The organism is Mycobacterium sp. 1245805.9 (assembly GCF_001672915.1).
Taxonomy (GTDB): domain Bacteria; phylum Actinomycetota; class Actinomycetes; order Mycobacteriales; family Mycobacteriaceae; genus Mycobacterium.
In genome coordinates, this window is the sequence record NZ_LZKR01000013.1 from 35,727 (window position 1) to 52,655 (window position 16,929).

The 16,929-nt window shown below is 65.5% G+C and carries 22 protein-coding genes; 12 read left to right on the plus strand and 10 right to left on the minus strand.

The window, feature by feature from the left end; all coding sequences use genetic code 11:
* The first annotated feature begins 2 nt into the window (after positions 1–2).
* Positions 3–488 carry an SRPBCC family protein gene (locus A9X00_RS02155; RefSeq protein WP_067148553.1) on the plus strand — a complete coding sequence of 162 codons (486 nt, stop codon included), beginning with the start codon at positions 3–5 and terminating at the stop codon, positions 486–488.
* Here the strand turns inward: A9X00_RS02155 and A9X00_RS02160 are convergent.
* Positions 462–833 (minus strand): nuclear transport factor 2 family protein, encoded by a 372-nt coding sequence (locus A9X00_RS02160; RefSeq protein ID WP_067148556.1) that lies wholly within the window; start codon positions 831–833, stop codon positions 462–464. The genes A9X00_RS02155 and A9X00_RS02160 overlap by 27 nt on opposite strands.
* Between A9X00_RS02160 and A9X00_RS02165 the strand changes: the two genes are divergently transcribed.
* Together A9X00_RS02165 and A9X00_RS02170 are read left to right on the plus strand one after the other, a co-directional pair.
* Complete coding sequence (locus tag A9X00_RS02165) at positions 814–1,407, plus strand: NUDIX domain-containing protein (protein ID WP_232006648.1); 594 nt, start codon at positions 814–816, stop codon at positions 1,405–1,407. The two genes, A9X00_RS02160 and A9X00_RS02165, sit on opposite strands and share 20 nt — an antisense overlap.
* Positions 1,408–1,437: 30 nt before the next feature.
* Positions 1,438–1,971: a pyridoxamine 5'-phosphate oxidase family protein gene (locus A9X00_RS02170; RefSeq protein ID WP_067148559.1), complete on the plus strand. Its 534-nt coding sequence runs from the start codon at positions 1,438–1,440 to the stop codon at positions 1,969–1,971.
* Positions 1,972–2,013: 42 nt separating this feature from the next.
* On the opposite strand, the gene A9X00_RS02175 is transcribed toward A9X00_RS02170, so the two are convergent.
* From A9X00_RS02175 to A9X00_RS02185, 3 genes are all read right to left on the minus strand, one after another.
* Entirely contained in the window at positions 2,014–2,349 is a 336-nt protein-coding gene (locus A9X00_RS02175) for a DUF732 domain-containing protein (protein ID WP_067148562.1), read from the minus strand.
* Positions 2,350–2,485: 136 nt separating this feature from the next.
* On the minus strand, positions 2,486–3,085 hold the full coding sequence (locus A9X00_RS02180) for a TetR/AcrR family transcriptional regulator (RefSeq protein ID WP_067148566.1): 600 nt from the start codon (positions 3,083–3,085) through the stop codon (positions 2,486–2,488).
* Positions 3,058–4,047: an NAD-dependent epimerase/dehydratase family protein gene (locus A9X00_RS02185; RefSeq protein WP_067148569.1), complete on the minus strand. Its 990-nt coding sequence runs from the start codon at positions 4,045–4,047 to the stop codon at positions 3,058–3,060. The genes A9X00_RS02180 and A9X00_RS02185 overlap by 28 nt, the downstream gene beginning before the upstream one ends.
* A gap of 83 nt (positions 4,048–4,130) precedes the next feature.
* On the opposite strand from A9X00_RS02185, the gene A9X00_RS02190 reads away from it, so the two are divergent.
* Positions 4,131–4,943, plus strand: coding sequence for an SDR family NAD(P)-dependent oxidoreductase (locus A9X00_RS02190; RefSeq protein WP_067148572.1), 813 nt, complete (start codon positions 4,131–4,133; stop codon positions 4,941–4,943).
* A gap of 246 nt (positions 4,944–5,189) precedes the next feature.
* Here the strand turns inward: A9X00_RS02190 and A9X00_RS02195 are convergent, their stop codons facing one another.
* The gene (locus A9X00_RS02195; protein ID WP_067148797.1) at positions 5,190–5,978 is read right to left on the minus strand and encodes an SDR family NAD(P)-dependent oxidoreductase; all 789 of its coding nucleotides are present in this window, start codon (positions 5,976–5,978) and stop codon (positions 5,190–5,192) included.
* 59 nt (positions 5,979–6,037) lie between these two features.
* Here A9X00_RS02195 and A9X00_RS02200 point away from each other — a divergent pair, with 59 nt between their 5' ends.
* Positions 6,038–6,604, plus strand: coding sequence for a carboxymuconolactone decarboxylase family protein (locus A9X00_RS02200; protein WP_067148575.1), 567 nt, complete (start codon positions 6,038–6,040; stop codon positions 6,602–6,604).
* Here the strand turns inward: A9X00_RS02200 and A9X00_RS02205 are convergent, their stop codons facing one another.
* On the minus strand, positions 6,605–6,997 hold the full coding sequence (locus A9X00_RS02205) for a DoxX family protein (RefSeq protein WP_232006649.1): 393 nt from the start codon (positions 6,995–6,997) through the stop codon (positions 6,605–6,607). It abuts the gene before it with no gap.
* Between the two features lie 47 nt (positions 6,998–7,044).
* Positions 7,045–7,503, minus strand: a complete 459-nt coding sequence (locus tag A9X00_RS02210; protein ID WP_067148580.1) for a MarR family winged helix-turn-helix transcriptional regulator — start codon at positions 7,501–7,503, stop codon at positions 7,045–7,047.
* A gap of 62 nt (positions 7,504–7,565) precedes the next feature.
* On the opposite strand from A9X00_RS02210, the gene A9X00_RS02215 reads away from it, so the two are divergent.
* Positions 7,566–7,934, plus strand: a complete 369-nt coding sequence (locus tag A9X00_RS02215) for a VOC family protein (RefSeq protein ID WP_067148583.1) — start codon at positions 7,566–7,568, stop codon at positions 7,932–7,934.
* A gap of 43 nt (positions 7,935–7,977) precedes the next feature.
* Positions 7,978–8,478 (plus strand): nitroreductase family deazaflavin-dependent oxidoreductase, encoded by a 501-nt coding sequence (locus A9X00_RS02220; RefSeq protein WP_067148586.1) that lies wholly within the window; start codon positions 7,978–7,980, stop codon positions 8,476–8,478.
* A 12-nt stretch (positions 8,479–8,490) separates the two neighbouring features.
* On the opposite strand, the gene A9X00_RS02225 is transcribed toward A9X00_RS02220, so the two are convergent.
* Both A9X00_RS02225 and A9X00_RS02230 read right to left on the minus strand, forming a co-directional pair.
* A complete protein-coding gene (locus A9X00_RS02225) occupies positions 8,491–9,171 on the minus strand; it encodes a thioesterase II family protein (RefSeq protein WP_067148590.1) in 681 nt (226 codons plus the stop codon).
* 21 nt (positions 9,172–9,192) lie between these two features.
* The gene (locus A9X00_RS02230) at positions 9,193–9,582 is read right to left on the minus strand and encodes a hypothetical protein (protein ID WP_156771893.1); all 390 of its coding nucleotides are present in this window, start codon (positions 9,580–9,582) and stop codon (positions 9,193–9,195) included.
* A gap of 361 nt (positions 9,583–9,943) precedes the next feature.
* Here A9X00_RS02230 and A9X00_RS02235 point away from each other — a divergent pair, with 361 nt between their 5' ends.
* Positions 9,944–10,378, plus strand: coding sequence for an FHA domain-containing protein (locus tag A9X00_RS02235; protein ID WP_067148596.1), 435 nt, complete (start codon positions 9,944–9,946; stop codon positions 10,376–10,378).
* Between the two features lie 199 nt (positions 10,379–10,577).
* Here the strand turns inward: A9X00_RS02235 and A9X00_RS02240 are convergent, their stop codons facing one another.
* Positions 10,578–12,116, minus strand: a complete 1,539-nt coding sequence (locus tag A9X00_RS02240; RefSeq protein ID WP_067148599.1) for a class I adenylate-forming enzyme family protein — start codon at positions 12,114–12,116, stop codon at positions 10,578–10,580.
* Positions 12,117–12,393: 277 nt separating this feature from the next.
* Here A9X00_RS02240 and A9X00_RS02245 point away from each other — a divergent pair, with 277 nt between their 5' ends.
* The 4 genes from A9X00_RS02245 to A9X00_RS02260 all read left to right on the plus strand — a co-directional run bounded on the left by A9X00_RS02245 (position 12,394) and on the right by A9X00_RS02260 (position 16,921).
* On the plus strand, positions 12,394–13,182 hold the full coding sequence (locus tag A9X00_RS02245) for an SDR family oxidoreductase (RefSeq protein WP_067148602.1): 789 nt from the start codon (positions 12,394–12,396) through the stop codon (positions 13,180–13,182).
* A gap of 285 nt (positions 13,183–13,467) precedes the next feature.
* Positions 13,468–14,814 (plus strand): amidohydrolase family protein, encoded by a 1,347-nt coding sequence (locus A9X00_RS02250; RefSeq protein ID WP_082974640.1) that lies wholly within the window; start codon positions 13,468–13,470, stop codon positions 14,812–14,814.
* The gene (locus tag A9X00_RS02255; protein ID WP_067148605.1) at positions 14,811–15,989 is read left to right on the plus strand and encodes a thiolase family protein; all 1,179 of its coding nucleotides are present in this window, start codon (positions 14,811–14,813) and stop codon (positions 15,987–15,989) included. The genes A9X00_RS02250 and A9X00_RS02255 overlap by 4 nt, the downstream gene beginning before the upstream one ends.
* Before the next feature lie 62 nt (positions 15,990–16,051).
* Positions 16,052–16,921, plus strand: a complete 870-nt coding sequence (locus A9X00_RS02260) for an LLM class F420-dependent oxidoreductase (RefSeq protein WP_067148608.1) — start codon at positions 16,052–16,054, stop codon at positions 16,919–16,921.
* Positions 16,922–16,929: the final 8 nt, after the last annotated feature.

Here is a 16,929-nt window from a genome sequence, read left to right on the forward strand (position 1 = left end):
CCATGCCCACAGCGCGGCGCGGCCACAGCGGGATCGACATCGCCGCACCGCCCGAGGTCGTCTACGACCTGATCGCCGACGTGACTCGGATGGGCGAGTGGAGCCCGGAGTGTTACCGCTGCGAGTGGCTGGACGGAGCGACCGCGGCGGCCCCGGGCGTCCGCTTCCGCGGGCACAACAGGCTCGGACGCATGCGCTGGGCGAGGACGGCGGTGATCGAGACCGCCGAGCGGGGCCGCGAATTCGGCTTCGCCACCATGAACGACGGCGCCGGCCGCGAGGAAACCCGTTGGCGCTACACGATGGAGCCGTCGGCGTCCGGGACGCTGCTCACCGAGTCGTTCGAATTTCTGTGGTGCTCGGTCGCCAACAGGCTCGCCGAGGCCCTCGTCCCGCGGGGACGTCAGGTCAACCGCGGCATCGAGGAGACGCTGCGGCGGATCAAGCGCGCCGCGGAGGCGCTACAGGACTTTGAAGTCCGAGGGTGACCAGAACGCCCGCATGGACGTGATCTTCGCGTCCTCGTCGAACGTCATCGTCGAGATGGGGGAGAGCCGGCTGCGGCTGTCGCCGCCGTCGAGCGTGAGGTTCCAGAAGAACGCCGCCTCGCTGCCCCCGACCCGGATCTCGAGGAGTTCGGTGTCCTTCTTGGCGTCCTGGAATCCGGCATAGAACTCGCGGATCGCGTCGTGGCCGCGGCGGATGTCCGCGCCGATCGGGTCCTCGAGGGTCGCATCGGCGGCGTAAAGCGCCACGATGTCGTCGGTCTTGGCGGCGGCGACGAGCGCGAGGTAGCGCTTGACGGTCTCGGTGATGGCTTCGGGGGATGGCATGGCCTGGGACGCTACCGCACCGGTGATACTGGGCGACGTGCCCTTCATCGAATGCGTCGCGTCCCGCGAGGTCTATCGGAACCGGTGGCTGGCGGTGCGTGAGGACCAGATCCGCCGCCCGGACGGCAGCACCGGCATCTACTCGGTGGTCGACAAGCCGACCTACGCGCTGGTGATGCCCTACGACGGGAACCGCTTCCGGCTGGTCGAGCAGTTCCGCTACCCGCTCGGCGCGCGGCGCTGGGAGTTCCCGCAGGGCAGCGCGCCCGATCACACGGAGGTCGACCCGCACGAGCTGGCCGAGCGTGAGCTGCGCGAGGAGACCGGGCTGCGCGCGACGTCGATCGAGGCGCTGGGCCTGCTGGACGTTGCCGCCGGGATGACGAGTCAGCGCGGCTGGGTGTTCCTGGCCACCGGGATCGTCGAGGGCGAAGCGGAACGCGAGCACGAGGAACAGGACATGCACAGCGAGTGGTTCTCGCGCGCGGACGTGGAAGAGATGATGCGCACCGGGGTGATCGTCGATACGCAGTCGATCGCCGCCTACGGCCTGTTCCTGCTGCGGGAGCGATGAGTTCTGCGCGCGGCTTCGGTCAGTACCGATATGACGATCACAGAGCGCAATCTCGACGGGTACGGCGCACCGACCATTGAATGGGACCGCGTCCAGGCCGTGTTGGACGGCGAGCTGCCGCAGGCGCCGGAAACCGGCGGTCCGCAACGCCACACCGTGTGGCTGACCACGATCAATCCCGACGGCAGCCCGCACGTGATGCCGGTCGGGGTGGTTCGGTGGGGCGGAAGCTGGTACTTCACCTCCGGGCCCGCGACCCGCAAGACCCGAAACCTGGCACGCGATCCTCGATGCGTGGTCAGCGTCGCCACCGATCCGTTCGACCTCGTCGTCGAGGGCGCCGCCGAGCGCGTCACCGAAGCCGACGAATTGGCTTCCGTTGCAGCCGTTTTCGCCGACGACGGATGGCCCGCCGAGGTCGCGGGCGACGCGCTCACGGCGCCGTTCAGTGCGCCGTCGGCCGGCCCGGCGCCCTGGTATCTCTACCGAGTCAAAGCGTCGACGGTGTTCGCCCTCGGCACGTCGGAACCGTTCGGCGCCACCAAGTTTGACTTGCGCAAATAAGTGCGGGGACCCACATCGGGTCCCCGCACAGGGTGGTCGCCGCTAGCTCGAGGTGACGTACTGCGGGCAGTACGCCGACGCGGCGTCGACGGCGAACGTCTTGGCGCCCTTGGGGCTCAGGCCGGTGGACTGGGCCACCGAGTCGATGACCTCCCGGCTCGACTGGCCCTGGTCGAGTGCGTTGCAGACGGTGTGCGCTTGGCGGATGGCGGCCGCCGCGCTGGGCGGCGTGATCCCGTCGGACTGCAGCTGAGCCAGGAACGCGGCATCGCCCGTGCTCGCGCCGGCGGTGCCGGCGAAGCCGAGCGTGGCCAGGCCGAGAGCGGCGGCGGTCAGGGCGGCGCCGGCCACGGAGGCGATGAAACGACGAGTAAACATTGCGGGTATCTCCTAGTGCTGATCTGGCTTCGGGTGAGCGCTACGGTGCGCTGGCATGAGAATCAGCAGTGGGCCTTGACGGTTTCTAAAGAAATTCTTGGAGGACTGTCAGGGGCAGGTCAGCCGGGAGTGCCGGTCACGGAGCGTAGCCGGCGTGTGGGGATGCTGTCGGGGGAAGACCGGCCGCGGCCCGGATCTCCCGGCGCGCCGCGGCGCGGTCGGCGTCGGGAAATATGTAGTGGCTCAACGCGGTTCGCGCGACCGCACCCGCGAGGTCGCGCGGTTTCACCCCCGTGGCGAAGGCACCCTCGCGCGCGCAGCGCTGCAAGACCGCCGTCAACCCGTCGGCCAGCATCGGCAACGCCTGCGCCATCTGGTCGTGGGCGAACGTCGGCTCGAGGTCGAGCAGCCGCCCGGGCGGTTGCGCCTCGACGAAGGTCGCGACGACGTCGACCGCGGCCTCCAGCCGCGCCAGTCCCACTACTCCGGACATCGCGGCGTCCATCGCGTCGTTGAAGCGCCGCCGCTCGCGCTTACCCAGCGCGTCGATGAGTTCTTCCTTGGACGCGAAGTAGCGGTAGATGGTGGGGCGCGAAACCCCGGCCAGGGTCGCCACATCCGAGAGCGACATCCTGCGCGCGCCCGTCCGAAACACCAGCCGCTGGGCAGCGTCGAGGATCCGATCGGACAGATCCCCCGCGGCGACCCCTACAGCTTGCCGAGCTCGCGCAGCCATGCGATCAGCAGCCTTAGGCCGTCGTCGAACGACATCGGCGCATAGCCGAGCCGCCGGGTGGTCAGGTTGTCGGTCGCCCGGGGCTTGCGTTCGCTCTTGGCCGCGGCCTCCGCGATCGCCATCAGGGTGGGCCCGAATTCGGCGGTCAACGCCTCGGGGTCGCTGCGGTAGTCGAGATCCTCGACGCGGTGGTCGATTCCGGCGATCTCGCAGGCGCGGTTGATGCCGCCGGCGGTGCTGAAGGTGTCCTCGGGACGGCCGACCAGCAGGTAGCGCTCCCCGGCCACGCCCTTGTCCAGCGCGGCGATCGAGCCCTTCGCGACGTCCGCGCCCGCCACCCAGGTCACGGGAAAAGCCAGATAGCGCTTGATCTTTCCGCGCATGCCGGCCAGCAGCACCCGGTTGAAGCTGGTGCGGTGCAGGGCGCGCGCGACCACCAGGCCGGGACCGAAGATGGCGCCGGGGTGGCACGTCAGCACGTCGTCGCCCGCGGCGGCGCGCCGGTGCGCTTCCAAAAAGGCGGCGAGCTTGGTGACGGTGTAGGGGTCGCGCGGCGGGTTCTTCAGCACGGGCGCCTCCTCGAAGTCCACGCCGGTGCCGAGGTCGAGGAAGGTGGCGGTGCTCAGCGCGACCACCCGGCGCATGCCGTGGGTCTTGGCCGCGTCCAGGACGTGTGTGGTGCCGACCGTGTTGACGGCCTTGAAGTCCTCGAGGTCCTGGCTCGCGCCGCCGAGCAGCGCGGCGCAGTGAATGGCGGCCTCGGCGCCCTTCGCCGCGGCCAGCACGTCGTCGGCGTCGGTGATGTCGCCCTTGATGAGCTCGACGCCGATCCCGGCCAGCGCGGCGGCCTCGTCGGGGTCGCGCACCAGCGCGCGAACGTGGTCGCCGCGCTCGATCAGCTGCTGGCACACGTTGCCGCCGGTCTGCCCGGTCGCGCCGGTGACGAAGATCGTGCTGGCCATAGCGGCCCTCCGGGTTGTTACATATCGGACAGATGCAGTAATGACTGTAAACCTTGACGTCGGTTTGTTCTATATTGAGCTGCATGGCACTCGACCCCTCCAGCGTTCTCCTGACCGACCGCGTCGCGGTCGTCACCGGCGGCGGCGCGGGCATCGGCCGCGGCATCGCGCGGGGGCTGACGGCCTTCGGCGCGCGCGTCGCGATCTGGGAACGCAACCCCGAATCGTGCGCGTCGGCCGCCGAGGAGATCGGAGCGCTGGGCATCACCGTCGACGTCCGGGACAGCGCCGCGGTGGACGCCGCGCTGGCGCAGACCTCCGCGGAGCTGGGGACGGTGAGCATCCTGATCAACAACGCCGGCGGGGTCTTCTGGTCGGGCATCCTCGACACCAGCGAGAACGGTTGGGACGCGCTGTACAAGTCGAACCTGCGCCACGTCTACCTGTGCACGCAGCGGGTGGCGCGCGTCCTGGTCGAGCAGAAACTGCCCGGCAGCATCATCAGCGTCACCTCGATCGAAGGCGTGCGCGCCGCACCCGGTTACGCGACCTACGCGGCGGCCAAGGCCGGTGTGATCAACTACACCAAGACCGCCGCGCTCGAGCTCGCGCCGCACGGCATCCGGGTCAACGCGCTGGCGCCCGACATCACCCTGACCGAAGGCATCAGGGAGATCGCGCCGCCCGGCTCCGAGGAGCGATTCGGCCTCACGGTCCCGATGGGGCGCGCCGGTCACGTCGACGAAATGGCCGGCGCCGCAGTATTTCTCGCATCCGAGATGTCCAGCTACATCACCGGGCAGACGATCCACGTCGACGGCGGCACCCACGCCGCCAGCGGGTGGTATCACCATCCGGAAACCGGTGCGTACGCGCTCGGCCCGGCGAGCGGCTGAGCGCCCGTCACGACAACGGCGCGGCGAAGAGGAGTCGACATGGACGTGAACAACACGGGAGGCATGGCCTGGCGCCGCCGTTGTCCGGAGCAAACCTATGGGACAGTGGCGCTATGGCATTCGATGAGTTGTCCACATTTCGCGGCACTCCGCCGTGGCGTGATCCGCTCACCATGTCGTTTGGACTGCACCGCAGGCTGCTGCTGTTGCGGTTTCGCTGGCACGACAAAGCCGCGCAGCGAAACGCTAAGCGCCGGTGTCCAGACCGGCGTGCGCCGACATCCCGCCGTCGATCGAGAACATCTGCCCGGTGATGTAGCGGGACGCCTCCGAGGCGAGGAATGCGACCAGGTTTGCGACGTCTTGCGGTTCGCCGAGGTACGGCGTCAAGGTGGCCCGGCCGAGCCGGCCAATGACGTCCTCGGACAGGTGTGCGCGGACGGCGTCGGTGAGGATCAGCCCGGGCACGACGGTGTTGGCCCGCACGCCGGCCTTTCCCTCGCTGGTCGCGACGTACATCGTCAGGGCGTGCACGCCGGACTTCGACACGCCGTAGGCCAGCCGGGTGCGGTCGCCCGACAGCGCCGCGCCCGACGACATGTTGACGATGGAACCGCCTCCGGTCCTTCGCATTTCGGGAACCGCGTGCTTGCACATCAGCAACTGGCTGCCGAGGTTGACGTCCAGCGATCGCCGCCACACGTCCAGCGGCATCTCGGTGACGGTGGTGTCCCGGGACAAGAAGTCGCTGGCCGTCAGCGCCGCATTGTTGTGCAGCACGTCGACGCGGCCGAACTCCGCCACCGTCGAGCGCACCACGTCGCGCGCGGTGTCTTCGCGCGCGAGATCGCCGCCGAGCGCGATCGCCCGGGCGCCCGTTCGCGCAATCTCGTCGGCGACCCCGGCGGCCTTCGCCTCGTCGATGTCGACCACGGCGACGGCGGCGCCTTCGCGGGCCAACTCATGCGCCGTCGCCGCACCAATTCCGCCGGCACCCCCGGTGACTATCGCGACCTTTTCGGCAAGTCTGGACATCGAGTCCTCCCAAATCATCGGGGCTTTTCGGTGATGCACAAGAAAGTTAGCGTGATCTGATGCCGCGTATTGCGCCAATTCCGATGGAAGAGCTCAGCTCGCACTCCCGCGAAATCGTGGAGGCCGGGGTCGCCGCCGGGCTCTACGCAACCCCGGTGCCCCTGCAGATATTCGCGTATCGCAGCGCACAACTCGAGCAGGTCGACATGGCCAGACACCAGCTGGGTGCCGGCACCCTGCTCGGCGGCCGGATCCTGGAGCTATTGCGCATCCGCAGCGCACAACTCGGCGAATGCGAGCCCTGCAGCCAATCCCGCAAGCACGACTCGATCACCGAGGAGGACGTCGCGTGCCTGCTCGCCCCGGGCCACGACGCGCTCACCCCGCAGGAACAGATGGCCGTCGAGTTCCTCGACCTGCTATCCGCCGACCACCACGCCATGGACGACGAGTTCTACAAGCGCCTGGGGGAGCACTTCACCGCCGCGCAGATCATCGAGCTCGGCTTCACCTGTGCCGGGGTGATGGGATTGCACCGCTTCATTCACACCCTCGACGTCTACGGCGACTCGGCGCCCGTCATCGAGTACGACGCCGATCAGGTCGACAGCACCAAGCCCGCGTGACTACGTAAGCGGATAGGGCCCGAAGCGGCCCCAGGCGACGAAGAGCGCGAGCGCCAGCAGCACCGCGTTCATCGCGACGAACGGTGTCTCCTTGCGTCGGGCGTGCACCACGGCGGCGCCGATCATCACCGCCGCGAGCCCGAGTGCGGCCAGCGGCACCAGGATCGGCGCGATGTGCACCAGGGCCGGCACGATCAACCCGATCGCGCCGAGGATTTCGGCGACGCCGATGAGCCGGATCGTGTTCGGGCTGTAGTCCTCCGCCCAACCGAAGCCCGAGCCCACCAATTGGTCCTTGGTGCGAACGAGTTTCAGCAGCCCGCTGCCGAGGAATGCGACCGCCAGAACGATCGCGACGATCCACAGCGCCATGTTCATCTCGCGATCATTCATCGACAGGCCATCCGCCGCAAGGGTGTCGGGGTCTGCCGCAAAACGCGCTATGCGCCGTCGTTGCCATCGCGCAGGGACTGGATCATGCGCTGCAGGATCCGGAACGCGTTTGACTGCTCGGCCTCGGTCATGCCGGTGAGCATTCGTAGCTCGACGGATCGAACGGCAACGCTTGCCTTCTCCCGGGTCCGTCGGCCGCGTGCGGTGAGCCGCGTGGGAAGAACCTTGCCGACGGGTGCCTCCGTGGGCCTGGTCACGTAGCCCTCTCGTTCCAGACCCTGGAGCACCACGTTCATCGACTGCCGTGTCACGAATGCTCCCCGCGCGAGCTCGGAGTTCGACAGGCCCGGGCGTTGAGCGAGCAGCTCGAGGCAGGAGTACTGCGTGACGCTCAATTCGAGCGGGCGCAGCACCTCCTCCATGGCCGCGCGGAGGACGCTCGACGCTTCCTTCAGGAGATAGCCCAGTGAGGTCTCCAGGTCGACACCGGCGCCGTCTTGACTCATGTCAGTATTCTGACATACAGTCCTCTATGTCAGAAAACTGACACGAAAGAAAGGAGCGCATCATGCCCGCCACCGGCCCCGACTTCATCTCCCTGCAAGTGCGCGACCTCGATGCTTCGCAGGCGTTCTACCAGCAGTACCTGGGCCTCGTCCGCTCGCAGGCCGGGCCTCCGCACGCCGTCGTCTTCGAGACGAAGCCGATCGCGTTCGCAGTGCGCGACGTCGTTCCCGGCACCGATCTCGCATCCGTTGCTCAGCCCGGCATCGGCGCCGCGATCTGGCTGCACGCCACAGACGTCCAGGCGATTCACGATGCTCTCGCCGCCGACGGTCACCCCATCGTCTCCGCGCCGATCGACGGCCCATTTGGTCGGACGTTCACCTTCGCCGACCCCGATGGCTACCAGGTCACCCTCCACGACCGCGCCTGATCTCCTACTAGAACCGCGAATACCGTTGCGCGAGAATGACACCATGTCCGACCGGTCGTTCGACGCCACCAACCCGTTCCACCGAATGATGCGCACCTTCGCGGCCACGAAGGTGGGCGCGGCGTTTCTGCGCCCGACGGCACACCATCTGGACCGACTCGTCACCAAGGTCACCGGCGGCAGGAAGAGCTTCGCCGAGATCGCGACCGGGATTCCCGCGGTCATCCTCACCACCACCGGCGCCAAGTCGGGTCAACCCCGCACCGTCGCGTTGTACGGAATCCCGCACCCCGACGGCGTGGGCCTCATCGCGTCCAACTTCGGCGGCGAAAAGCACCCGGCCTGGTACTACAACCTCAAGGCCAACCCGAAAGCCACCGTGTCGATCGGGCGCGACACCTGGCAGGCCACCGCGCGGCTCGCCACGCCGGCCGAGCGCGACGACATCTGGGCGAAGGGCGTCAAGATGTACCCCGGCTGGCGCAAGTACGAGGTGCGGGCCGGCGAGCGCCACATCGAGGCGTTCGTTCTCAGCCGGGATTGAATCGACCGGCTTCTATGCTGCCGCGATCGTCGACAGTAGGGGACGCAGCGTCGTAAACAGCGGCTGCCGATCACGCAGATAGAAGTGGCCGCCCCGGAGAATCCGTACGGAGAAATCCGCCGTTGTCCGCGAACGCCATTCGTGCAAATCGGATTCACGCACGAGCGGGTCGTCGCTGCCGCCGAAGACATGAATCGGGCAGGACAGTTCCGCGGTGTCGGCTCCCTCGTCCGTCATGCATAGCCGCAAGTCGTGTCGGGTGGCGCTGATGGCTCGCTCGTGCAGAGTGGGCCACCGCGTCAGTTGCGCCGGCAGTCCGCCCACATCGGACAGGACCTTCGCGAGCTGGTGGTCGTCGAGCAGATCCACGACGTGAAGTGGCGGCGGAAGGTGCGGCGGCCCGTACGCGGACAGGAATACCGCCCGCGGTAGCGGGAGACCCTGCGCGGCGCGCATGCACGCCAACCGATACGCCAGCAGGGCGCCGAAGCTGTGGCCGAAGAACATATGCGGCTCGTGCAGGGTGGATCGCAGGTGATCGTGCACCTCATCGACGAGCTGCCGAAGCGTGGCGAAGCGCTGTCGATCGGCGACCTCGACCGGAACCACCTCGACGGCCGGACTCAGCGCTTTACGCCAGGCGTTGAATGCCGACCCGCCGCCCCCGGCGTGGTGAAAGCAGAACAATTGCACGGTCCCGACGCCTTTCTGGGCCTAGCTGGCCGCGCTCAGCAGCGTCAGCTCCTCGGCCAGCACCCGGACGATGGAGCGGATCTGTTCCTCGGAATGGCAGCTGGTGACAAAGAACCGCAGGCGCGCTTCGTCTTCCGGTACGGCCGGGAACACGATCGGGTCGGCAGTAATGCCCCGCCGTGTCAGGGCGTCCGACAGTCGCAGTGCCTCGCTGGAGCTGCCGACGATGCAGGGGATCATCGGGGCGCTCTCGCTGTCGCCGGTGACGATGTCGGCTTCTCGTGCCAGGCTCAGGAAGAGCGCGGCGTTCTCGCGCATCCGGCGCTGGTGCTCGAGCAGCGCCGGGCGCCCGGTGGCCCTGCGTTTCGCCGCCTCGGGCGCGATCACGTCGAGGCTGTGGTTGGTGTCCATGATGTGCTCCATTTCCGTACCGCCGGACCCGGGTGGGCCGCGCTTACAGGTAGGAGCTTCAGGCCGGGCGAACCCGGACATTTTTTGCGAAACTTTTCCAACCGTCGATTGGCTAGAAGGTGCACTTGTACCGCTGCAAGGACGTGACCGCTATTGCGACGAGCGGATGATCCGTTGCGCACAGGAAGAGGCAGCTAAACAACGACCGCCGGCGTAAAGGCCGGGGAGCATAAGACCCGCCGAACCGGGGTACTTCTTCTAGCCTGCGGGCATCTGATCGTGCTCGAGGTAGGAAAAGGAGCCGTCCAATGGGCTGGCACCATGCAAAGCGGGCCGCTGTCGCGGGTGGCGGCACCAACGCGTGAACCGCGACGACGACAACCCAAACCTCAATCAAGCAGCAGGCGAGACCACTGCGGATTTCGGCACCGAATTTCTTGGCGAGTTTGATGACCGTTCGAGTGTTACTGCCGAAGCGGAAGCCGCCGAAGGGTTGCCGAGCGGATCGGCTCTGCTGATTGTCAGGCGTGGCCCGAACGCTGGTTCTCGGTTCTTGCTCGACCAGCCCGTCACCTCGGCGGGACGACATCCCGATAGCGATATTCTCCTCGACGACATCACCGTGAGCCGCCGCCACGCCGAGTTTCGCCTCGGCGAGGACGGCAGCTGGACCGTTGCCGACGTCGGGAGCCTCAACGGCACCTACGTCAACCGTCAGCCGGTGGACTCGACGGTGCTTGCAAACAACGATCAGGTGCAGATCGGTAAGTTCCGGCTGGTCTTCCTGACCGGATAGCCGCCCGCCCGTTCGCCGGCGTGTGAATATCGGTCGCCACCACATCGCGACCGGCAGTGACAAGTGCGTTCACAGTCGCTGTCCCTACCAACCCGAAGGCGCCGGTAAAAAGTACGGATTGAGGCATCTGTCCTCCTTCACTCCTGCGGCGTCGTTCGGCGGACTGGCGCGGTTTTCCAATCTCTGCTCCGTGTTGACGTCAGTTCTTTGGTTCGATCCGCGAACGGATAAGCGCGGCCAACTCGCGTTTGCGCACCTTCATCGAAGGCGTCATCGGGATCTCATCGATCGAGTCGAACACGACGATCGACCTGGGCACCTTGTAGGACGACAACCGGTGTTGAAGGTGGTGCCGGATCTCTTCCGGAGACAGCGCAGCGCCAGGACTCAGCACCACCGCCGCCGTGACGATCTGGCCACGCACGCCCTCGTCATCGACACCCACCACGACCGCGAGTGCCACCCCGTCGAGTCCGCTGATCTCACGCTCGACCTCGGCCGGTGCGACGTTGGCCCCCGACGTCTTGATCATGTCGTGCATGCGACCCGCGAAAAAGATGCGATTGCCTTCGCGCACACCCAAATCGCCCGTGCGATAGAACCCGTCGGCATCGAAGGCCTCTGATCTGGCCACCTTCTGGAGCCTTGTTGTGATAGTTGGTCCGCGCACCAGGATCTGCGCAGTGACGCCGTCGTCTGCCTCCCCATCTTGATCATCGACCAATCGAAGCTCGAAGCCTGGTTGGAGATCATCGAGTGGGGCGGCGATCGGATACTCGGGCACCGCGACATCGCGGCCCCACGAGTAGATCCCGAAGGTCTCGGTCATACCTAGCGCGGGGATGTTGGCGAATTGGCGGGTGCGTTCCTCGGCTGCGGGCTGCCCGGCTGTGCTCCTACCGATTACTGCACCGGACGCCCAAGTCGAACGTTCGGCACAATGGGTAACGCCGCCGGCGTCCATCGTCGGAAACAGGGCCATCACGAGCCCGCCGACCCAGAAGAACGGCATTGTCGCTCTTGTGTAGCTTGTCTCGTTGAAGTCGAACATCCTGCGCAGGTAGTGCGCTTTACCGACGATGGATCCCTGTGAATGTATGACCCCTTTGGGTTCGGCGCTCTGCCCCGATGTGTAGATGCACAACGCCTCATCGTCGCAATGCACTTCCCGCTGAGCCGTTTTCAGCACTCCGCCCCATCGCGCCTCGCGACCCTCAGCGACGACCCAATTGGTGTCGCGGGTCCACTGCTCCTTCGACTCGTCGAGCACGACGGTCCGCAGGAACGGTGCGTCTGCGAGGGCCAGCAGCGGGCCGTCAAGTTGGCCCTTTCCGCCGAGAGCGGCGCCGATGAGTGTGACGAAGTCTCGTGCCAGGAATGTCCGGCTGGCGACCAACCAGTGCAGGTCGGCATGGAGGAGCACGCGAGCCAGCTCCGCGGGCTGCAAGAAGGTGCTCATCGGAACACACACAGCTCCGACGCGGCTGACCGCAGCCCACCACATCACCCAGGCCGGACCATTGCCCAGCAGCAAACCGATACGGCTGCCCTTACCGATGCCGTGAGCCAGCAATCCCCGTGCAAGCACGGCAGATTCGCGCTCGAGGTCAAGGTATGACAATGTACCGACGTCCGAAACGACGCAGGGTCTTTCGCCGAAGGTCTCGGCGAGGGCATCGATCCACTGCGGAACGGTGGTGGCCTCATGGGGGTGTACGCAGGTCGCACCGGTGGACATTGCGCGTCCCTTCCAGTCGTCAGTCGCCCGCGTTCGGCAATCCCAGGGTGGGCGAGACTCCGTCGTGGGGACGGTTGGTCGATCGAAGTCTTGCCGGCACGCTATCTGTCGTGGGCCGTTTACTCAAGATTGCGACTAGGACGGGCCCCGTCGCGAAGCGCGCGGCCGCAATTGTTCGGATACCCGACAAATCCGTCCAATTGTCATATTCTTGACCACCGATACCGCATCGGTCGTGATCTTGACTAAATTGAGGTGACCGGACAGGCTGGTGCGGATGGAGCTGGCAACGCGATACGGGCCGTGGGCCGTGGTGACGGGTGGATCGGAAGGTGTCGGCCTGGAATGGTGTCGTGCTCTGGCACGCCAGGGCATTAATCTGCTGATCTTGGCACGTCGCGTTGCGGTGCTAGAGGAAGCCGCGACAGAACTGCGGGCTGCCGGTGTAGACGTCCGGACGGTCGCCCGTGACATCACCGATCCTGATCTGCGTGATGTATTGCGAGCAGCCACTTCCGAAATCGAAGTCGGGCTGGTGGTCCACAACGTCGGTTCATGGGACCGCACACACGGCGATTTCCTTGACGACTCGCTCGATGTAGGCCTGAAGACGATCGACGTCAATTGCGTCGCAGCGGTGACGTTAGCGCATCTGTTTGCCCCCGCCATGGCGGAACGTGGCCGCGGAGGGCTGATCTTCGTCGGATCCCTCGCCGGCATCGCAGGTCAAGCGCTCGAGGCGACTTACTCAGCGGCTAAGGCATTCACGCAGCACTTCGCCGAGGCCCTGTGGTCCGAACTGACCGATCGGGGAGTCGACGTAGTTTGCGTGCCTTTGGGCGGCACTCGGACGCCGGCGTTGGAGGCCAAGGCGCTGATGGACGTTTCTATGCTCCCAACAGCCGAAGAGGTCGTCACCGAAGCAATGGCACATCTGCAGGACGGGCCCGTCTTCGTGCCAGTCGAAGCCAATCGGCGGTTCTTCGACAAGACCACAGCCCTCGATCGCCGCGCGGCGACCCAGACCATGTCCAGGCTCGCCCGCCGCGCTGTGGGCACCGGCTAAACCAACGGGAGACTTGGACTGTGCATCCGCCTGGACGCTGGCCAACGCTTCGCACCGACGTGATCGGCCGCCGCGCCCTTCTACCGCGCCGGTGGCCAATTAGTCGCAGTCTTGACCATCTGCGCGGGGCGATGATAACTTCAACTCACTCGAGAGTTGTCTTTGGTGTAGGTCTCGTCCTCCGGCCTGCCCAGATCCTGGTTGCGACAACCTATTCGGATCGGACGAAAGAGCGGATGATTCGTCCGGCCCAAAGCACATGGAGATATCGGACGGAGTCCACAAATGCGCGTTGAAGACATGATCCTGGTCAGCATTGACGACCATGTGATCGAGCCGAGGAACATGTTCGACCAGCATGTGCCGCAGCGTTATAAGGACCAGGCCCCTAAGTCCATCATGGACGAGAATGGCTTCGAGAAGTGGTGGTTCCAGGGCGTGTGCAGCGGGTCAACCAGTCTCAACGCGGTTGTCGGCTGGCCCAACGAAGAGTGGGGACTGAACCCCAGCACCTTCGCCGAAATGCGTCCCGGGACTTACGACGTGAACGAGCGTGTCCGCGACATGAATCGCAACGGCATTCTGGCCTCGATGTGCTTCCCCTCCTTCACGGGGTTCAGCGGCCGGTTCTTCCAAGAGGCTGCGGACAAGGACCTCTCGCTGATCATGCTGAAGGCCTACAACGACTGGCACATCGACGAATGGGCGGCGTCCTACCCCGGCCGCTTCATCCCGCTCGCCCTTGCGCCGGTATGGGATCCGAAGGCGATGGTCGACGAGATCCGCAGGGTCGCGCGCAAGGGTTGTCGCGCGATTGCGATGCCCGAACTGCCTCATTTGCAAGGGCTTCCGAGTTACCACGACATGGAGTACTGGGGTCCGGCATTTCAGGCCGCCGCAGAGGAACGGGTCGTATGGTGCCTACACATCGGCCTCGGTTTCGCTGCGATCAATTCCGCGCCAGGAGCACCGATTGACAACTTCATAATCCTCGCGACGCAGATTTCCACGATCGCTTGCCAGGACCTGCTGTGGGGTGGGGCGATGATGAACTATCCGGACCTCAAGATCGCGTGGTCGGAGGCCGGCATCGGATGGATTCCGTTCTACCTGGATCGGTGCGATCGCCATTTCACCAACCAGCGCTGGCTCGACAATGACTTTGGCGGCAAGCTTCCCAGTGAGGTGTTCCGCGAGCATTGCATCGCCTGCTATGTCACCGATCCGACCGCGCTACGCGTCCGCAACCAGATCGGCATCGACATAATCGCGTGGGAATGCGACTACCCGCACTCGGATTCAATCTTTCCCGACGCCCCCGAGTTCGTTCACGCAGAGCTCGCGGAAGTAGGTGCCACCGATGAGGAGATCAACAAGATCACCTGGCAGAACACCTGCCGATTCTTCGGGTGGGAACCGTTCAAACACATCTCGCGGGCCGATGCCACCGTCGGGGCGTTGCGTGCTAAATCACCTGACGTCGATACCGTGATCCGGTCGAAGCACGAGTGGCGCAAGCTCTACGAAGCAGCCCACCCTGATGAGGTGCTGCCGACCATGGATCCGGCAACGGCAAGCGAAGCCCAGGTCAGTCTGTTGCCGCCAAGTTCGTCTTCGGCCGGCGTGCAGTGACTGCCTCTCAGCCGGTAGTTGTCAGCGCCGTCCGTACTGCCATCGGTACCGCGTACAAGGGCACCCTCGTCGATACCCCGCCCGAGGTGCTGGCGCTAACCGTCGTACAAGAGGCCGTTCGACGATCCGGTATCGATCCGGACCGCGTCGATGACATCGTGCTCGCCGAATCTCTGAATGGCGGAGGTGATCTCGCGCGGTACGTGGCACTCCTTTGTGGCATGACGAAGGTTCCCGGGCTGGCCGTCAACCGGCACTGCGCGGCCAGCCTGGCGGCGGTCGGGGTTGCCGCCGGCGGGGTTGCCAGTGGCATGGAGGACGTCGTCGTCGCCGGGGGTGTGCATTCGTCATCGTTTATGCCGCAACTGAAACGGCGGGTACCCGGCACGGCCGATGAGATGCAAGACTGGTTTCCGGCGACGCATCCCGAGACGGCCGATGCGCCGGGATACGACATGTCGATTCCGGTGGGCTTCAACACCGCGAAGCAAGCCGGATTGACCCGCGATGAACTCGACGCGTGGGCTTTGCGATCGCACCGGCGCGCCATCGCTGCCATCGATGCCGGAAAGTTCGTGGATGAGATCGTGCCGATCAAAGTCAAACTGAGGGACGGCACGATCACCGAATTCGCGGTCGACGAACATCCCCGCCGTACCACTACGGCCGAGAAGATGGCGTCGCTGCCGGTTCTGCACCCGGAGATCCCCGACTTCTCGATCACAGCGGGAAATGCCAGCGGCGCCAACGACGCCGCGGCAGCATTGACGGTCATGAGCTCGAACTTGGCGCAGTCCGAACCGATCGAAACACTTGCGACGATCCTTGGGTGGTCGGCGGTGGGCGTCGAGCCGCGGTTGATGGGATATGGCGCGATCTCGTCCATCGAAAAGGTGCTTGAGCGGGCGGGGCGCAGCGTCCGGGACGTCAGACTATGGGAGATCAACGAGGCCTTCGCATCGGTGCCGTTGGCTGCATGCCGCGAACTGGGCATTGACGAGGACAGGGTCAATATTTATGGAAGCGGCTGCAGTCTAGGCCACCCGATCGCCGCCTCGGGCGCACGGATGTTGACGACGTTGATCCACGAATTACGGCGCCGCGATGGTGGATTGGGGGTAGCGGCGATGTGCGCCGGCGGTGGGCAGGGTGGCGCTGTCCTCATTGAGGTCTGAAACAAAGAGACACAAAGTACCCGAAGCTGCGCAGCTGGCCAGTTGCAAAGACAAGGAACACGATGAAGCTTGGGCTGCACCTCGATGACTACACCTGGAATTCGGCGAACGGGTCCCTTCCGGCACTGCTGTCACAGATCGCACGTGCGGCGGAAGACGGCGGCTTCTCACGCTTGAGCGTCACCGACCATGTCTGGCAGACAAGCGCGCATGGTGTCGAAAGCGACCCGATGCTAGAGGCCTACACCACCCTCGGATTTATTGCCGCTGAAACGAATTCCCTCGAGCTGCTGACCTTGGTATCCGCGGTCACGTACCGACCGCCGGGTCTCCTCGCCAAGATGGTGACCACACTGGACGTGTTGTCGGGCGGACGCGCGATGCTGGGCCTCGGGGCCGGGTGGAATCAAGAGGAGGCCACCGGTCTCGGTTTGGAATTCGGGCCCAACCGGGTGCGCTTCGAACGCCTCGAGGAGGCCCTCCAAGTCTGCTTGCAGATGTTCTCCGACTCAACGAAATCGTTCCGGGGCAGGTATTACACGCTGGCGAGCACTTTGAATTCGCCGATGCCACAAGCGAAGCCGCGGCCCCGCATTCTGGTCGGTGGGGGAGGCGAACGACGCACGCTGCGGCTGGCGGCACGGTACGCGGATGCGTGCAACGTCTACGGCGGACCAGACGCGGGGCAGAAACTTGCCGTCTTGCGAGAACACTGCCGGCTGGCAGATCGTGACTACGACACGATCGAGAAGACGGCGATCCTGGCATTGGACCCCAACGGACCCGACGGACCTGACGGGTTGTTGCGGCGACTCGCAGCACTTCGCGATTTGGGTTTCGACAGTGTGATGGGCGCCGTACCGGGCATCGATTCGATGGCGCCTCTGGAAACGCTCATCGCCAAGGTTCTGCCCGAAGTCGCTAGCTGGTAGCGGCGGAA

Bases quoted from the DNA above. Each gene is read 5' to 3' on its own strand.
- A9X00_RS02155 (WP_067148553.1), top strand. From the start codon at position 3: ATGCCCACAGCGCGGCGCGGCCACAGCGGGATCGACATCGCCGCACCG.
- A9X00_RS02165 (WP_232006648.1), top strand. From the start codon at position 814: ATGGCTTCGGGGGATGGCATGGCCTGGGACGCTACCGCACCGGTGATA.
- A9X00_RS02160 (WP_067148556.1), bottom strand. From the start codon at position 833: ATGCCATCCCCCGAAGCCATCACCGAGACCGTCAAGCGCTACCTCGCG.
- A9X00_RS02170 (WP_067148559.1), top strand. From the start codon at position 1,438: ATGACGATCACAGAGCGCAATCTCGACGGGTACGGCGCACCGACCATT.
- A9X00_RS02175 (WP_067148562.1), bottom strand. From the start codon at position 2,349: ATGTTTACTCGTCGTTTCATCGCCTCCGTGGCCGGCGCCGCCCTGACC.
- A9X00_RS02180 (WP_067148566.1), bottom strand. From the start codon at position 3,085: ATGGCTGCGCGAGCTCGGCAAGCTGTAGGGGTCGCCGCGGGGGATCTG.
- A9X00_RS02185 (WP_067148569.1), bottom strand. From the start codon at position 4,047: ATGGCCAGCACGATCTTCGTCACCGGCGCGACCGGGCAGACCGGCGGC.
- A9X00_RS02190 (WP_067148572.1), top strand. From the start codon at position 4,131: ATGGCACTCGACCCCTCCAGCGTTCTCCTGACCGACCGCGTCGCGGTC.
- A9X00_RS02195 (WP_067148797.1), bottom strand. From the start codon at position 5,978: ATGTCCAGACTTGCCGAAAAGGTCGCGATAGTCACCGGGGGTGCCGGC.
- A9X00_RS02200 (WP_067148575.1), top strand. From the start codon at position 6,038: ATGCCGCGTATTGCGCCAATTCCGATGGAAGAGCTCAGCTCGCACTCC.
- A9X00_RS02205 (WP_232006649.1), bottom strand. From the start codon at position 6,997: ATGAATGATCGCGAGATGAACATGGCGCTGTGGATCGTCGCGATCGTT.
- A9X00_RS02210 (WP_067148580.1), bottom strand. From the start codon at position 7,503: ATGAGTCAAGACGGCGCCGGTGTCGACCTGGAGACCTCACTGGGCTAT.
- A9X00_RS02215 (WP_067148583.1), top strand. From the start codon at position 7,566: ATGCCCGCCACCGGCCCCGACTTCATCTCCCTGCAAGTGCGCGACCTC.
- A9X00_RS02220 (WP_067148586.1), top strand. From the start codon at position 7,978: ATGTCCGACCGGTCGTTCGACGCCACCAACCCGTTCCACCGAATGATG.
- A9X00_RS02230 (WP_156771893.1), bottom strand. From the start codon at position 9,582: ATGGACACCAACCACAGCCTCGACGTGATCGCGCCCGAGGCGGCGAAA.
- A9X00_RS02240 (WP_067148599.1), bottom strand. From the start codon at position 12,116: ATGTCCACCGGTGCGACCTGCGTACACCCCCATGAGGCCACCACCGTT.
- A9X00_RS02245 (WP_067148602.1), top strand. From the start codon at position 12,394: ATGGAGCTGGCAACGCGATACGGGCCGTGGGCCGTGGTGACGGGTGGA.
- A9X00_RS02250 (WP_082974640.1), top strand. From the start codon at position 13,468: ATGCGCGTTGAAGACATGATCCTGGTCAGCATTGACGACCATGTGATC.
- A9X00_RS02260 (WP_067148608.1), top strand. From the start codon at position 16,052: ATGAAGCTTGGGCTGCACCTCGATGACTACACCTGGAATTCGGCGAAC.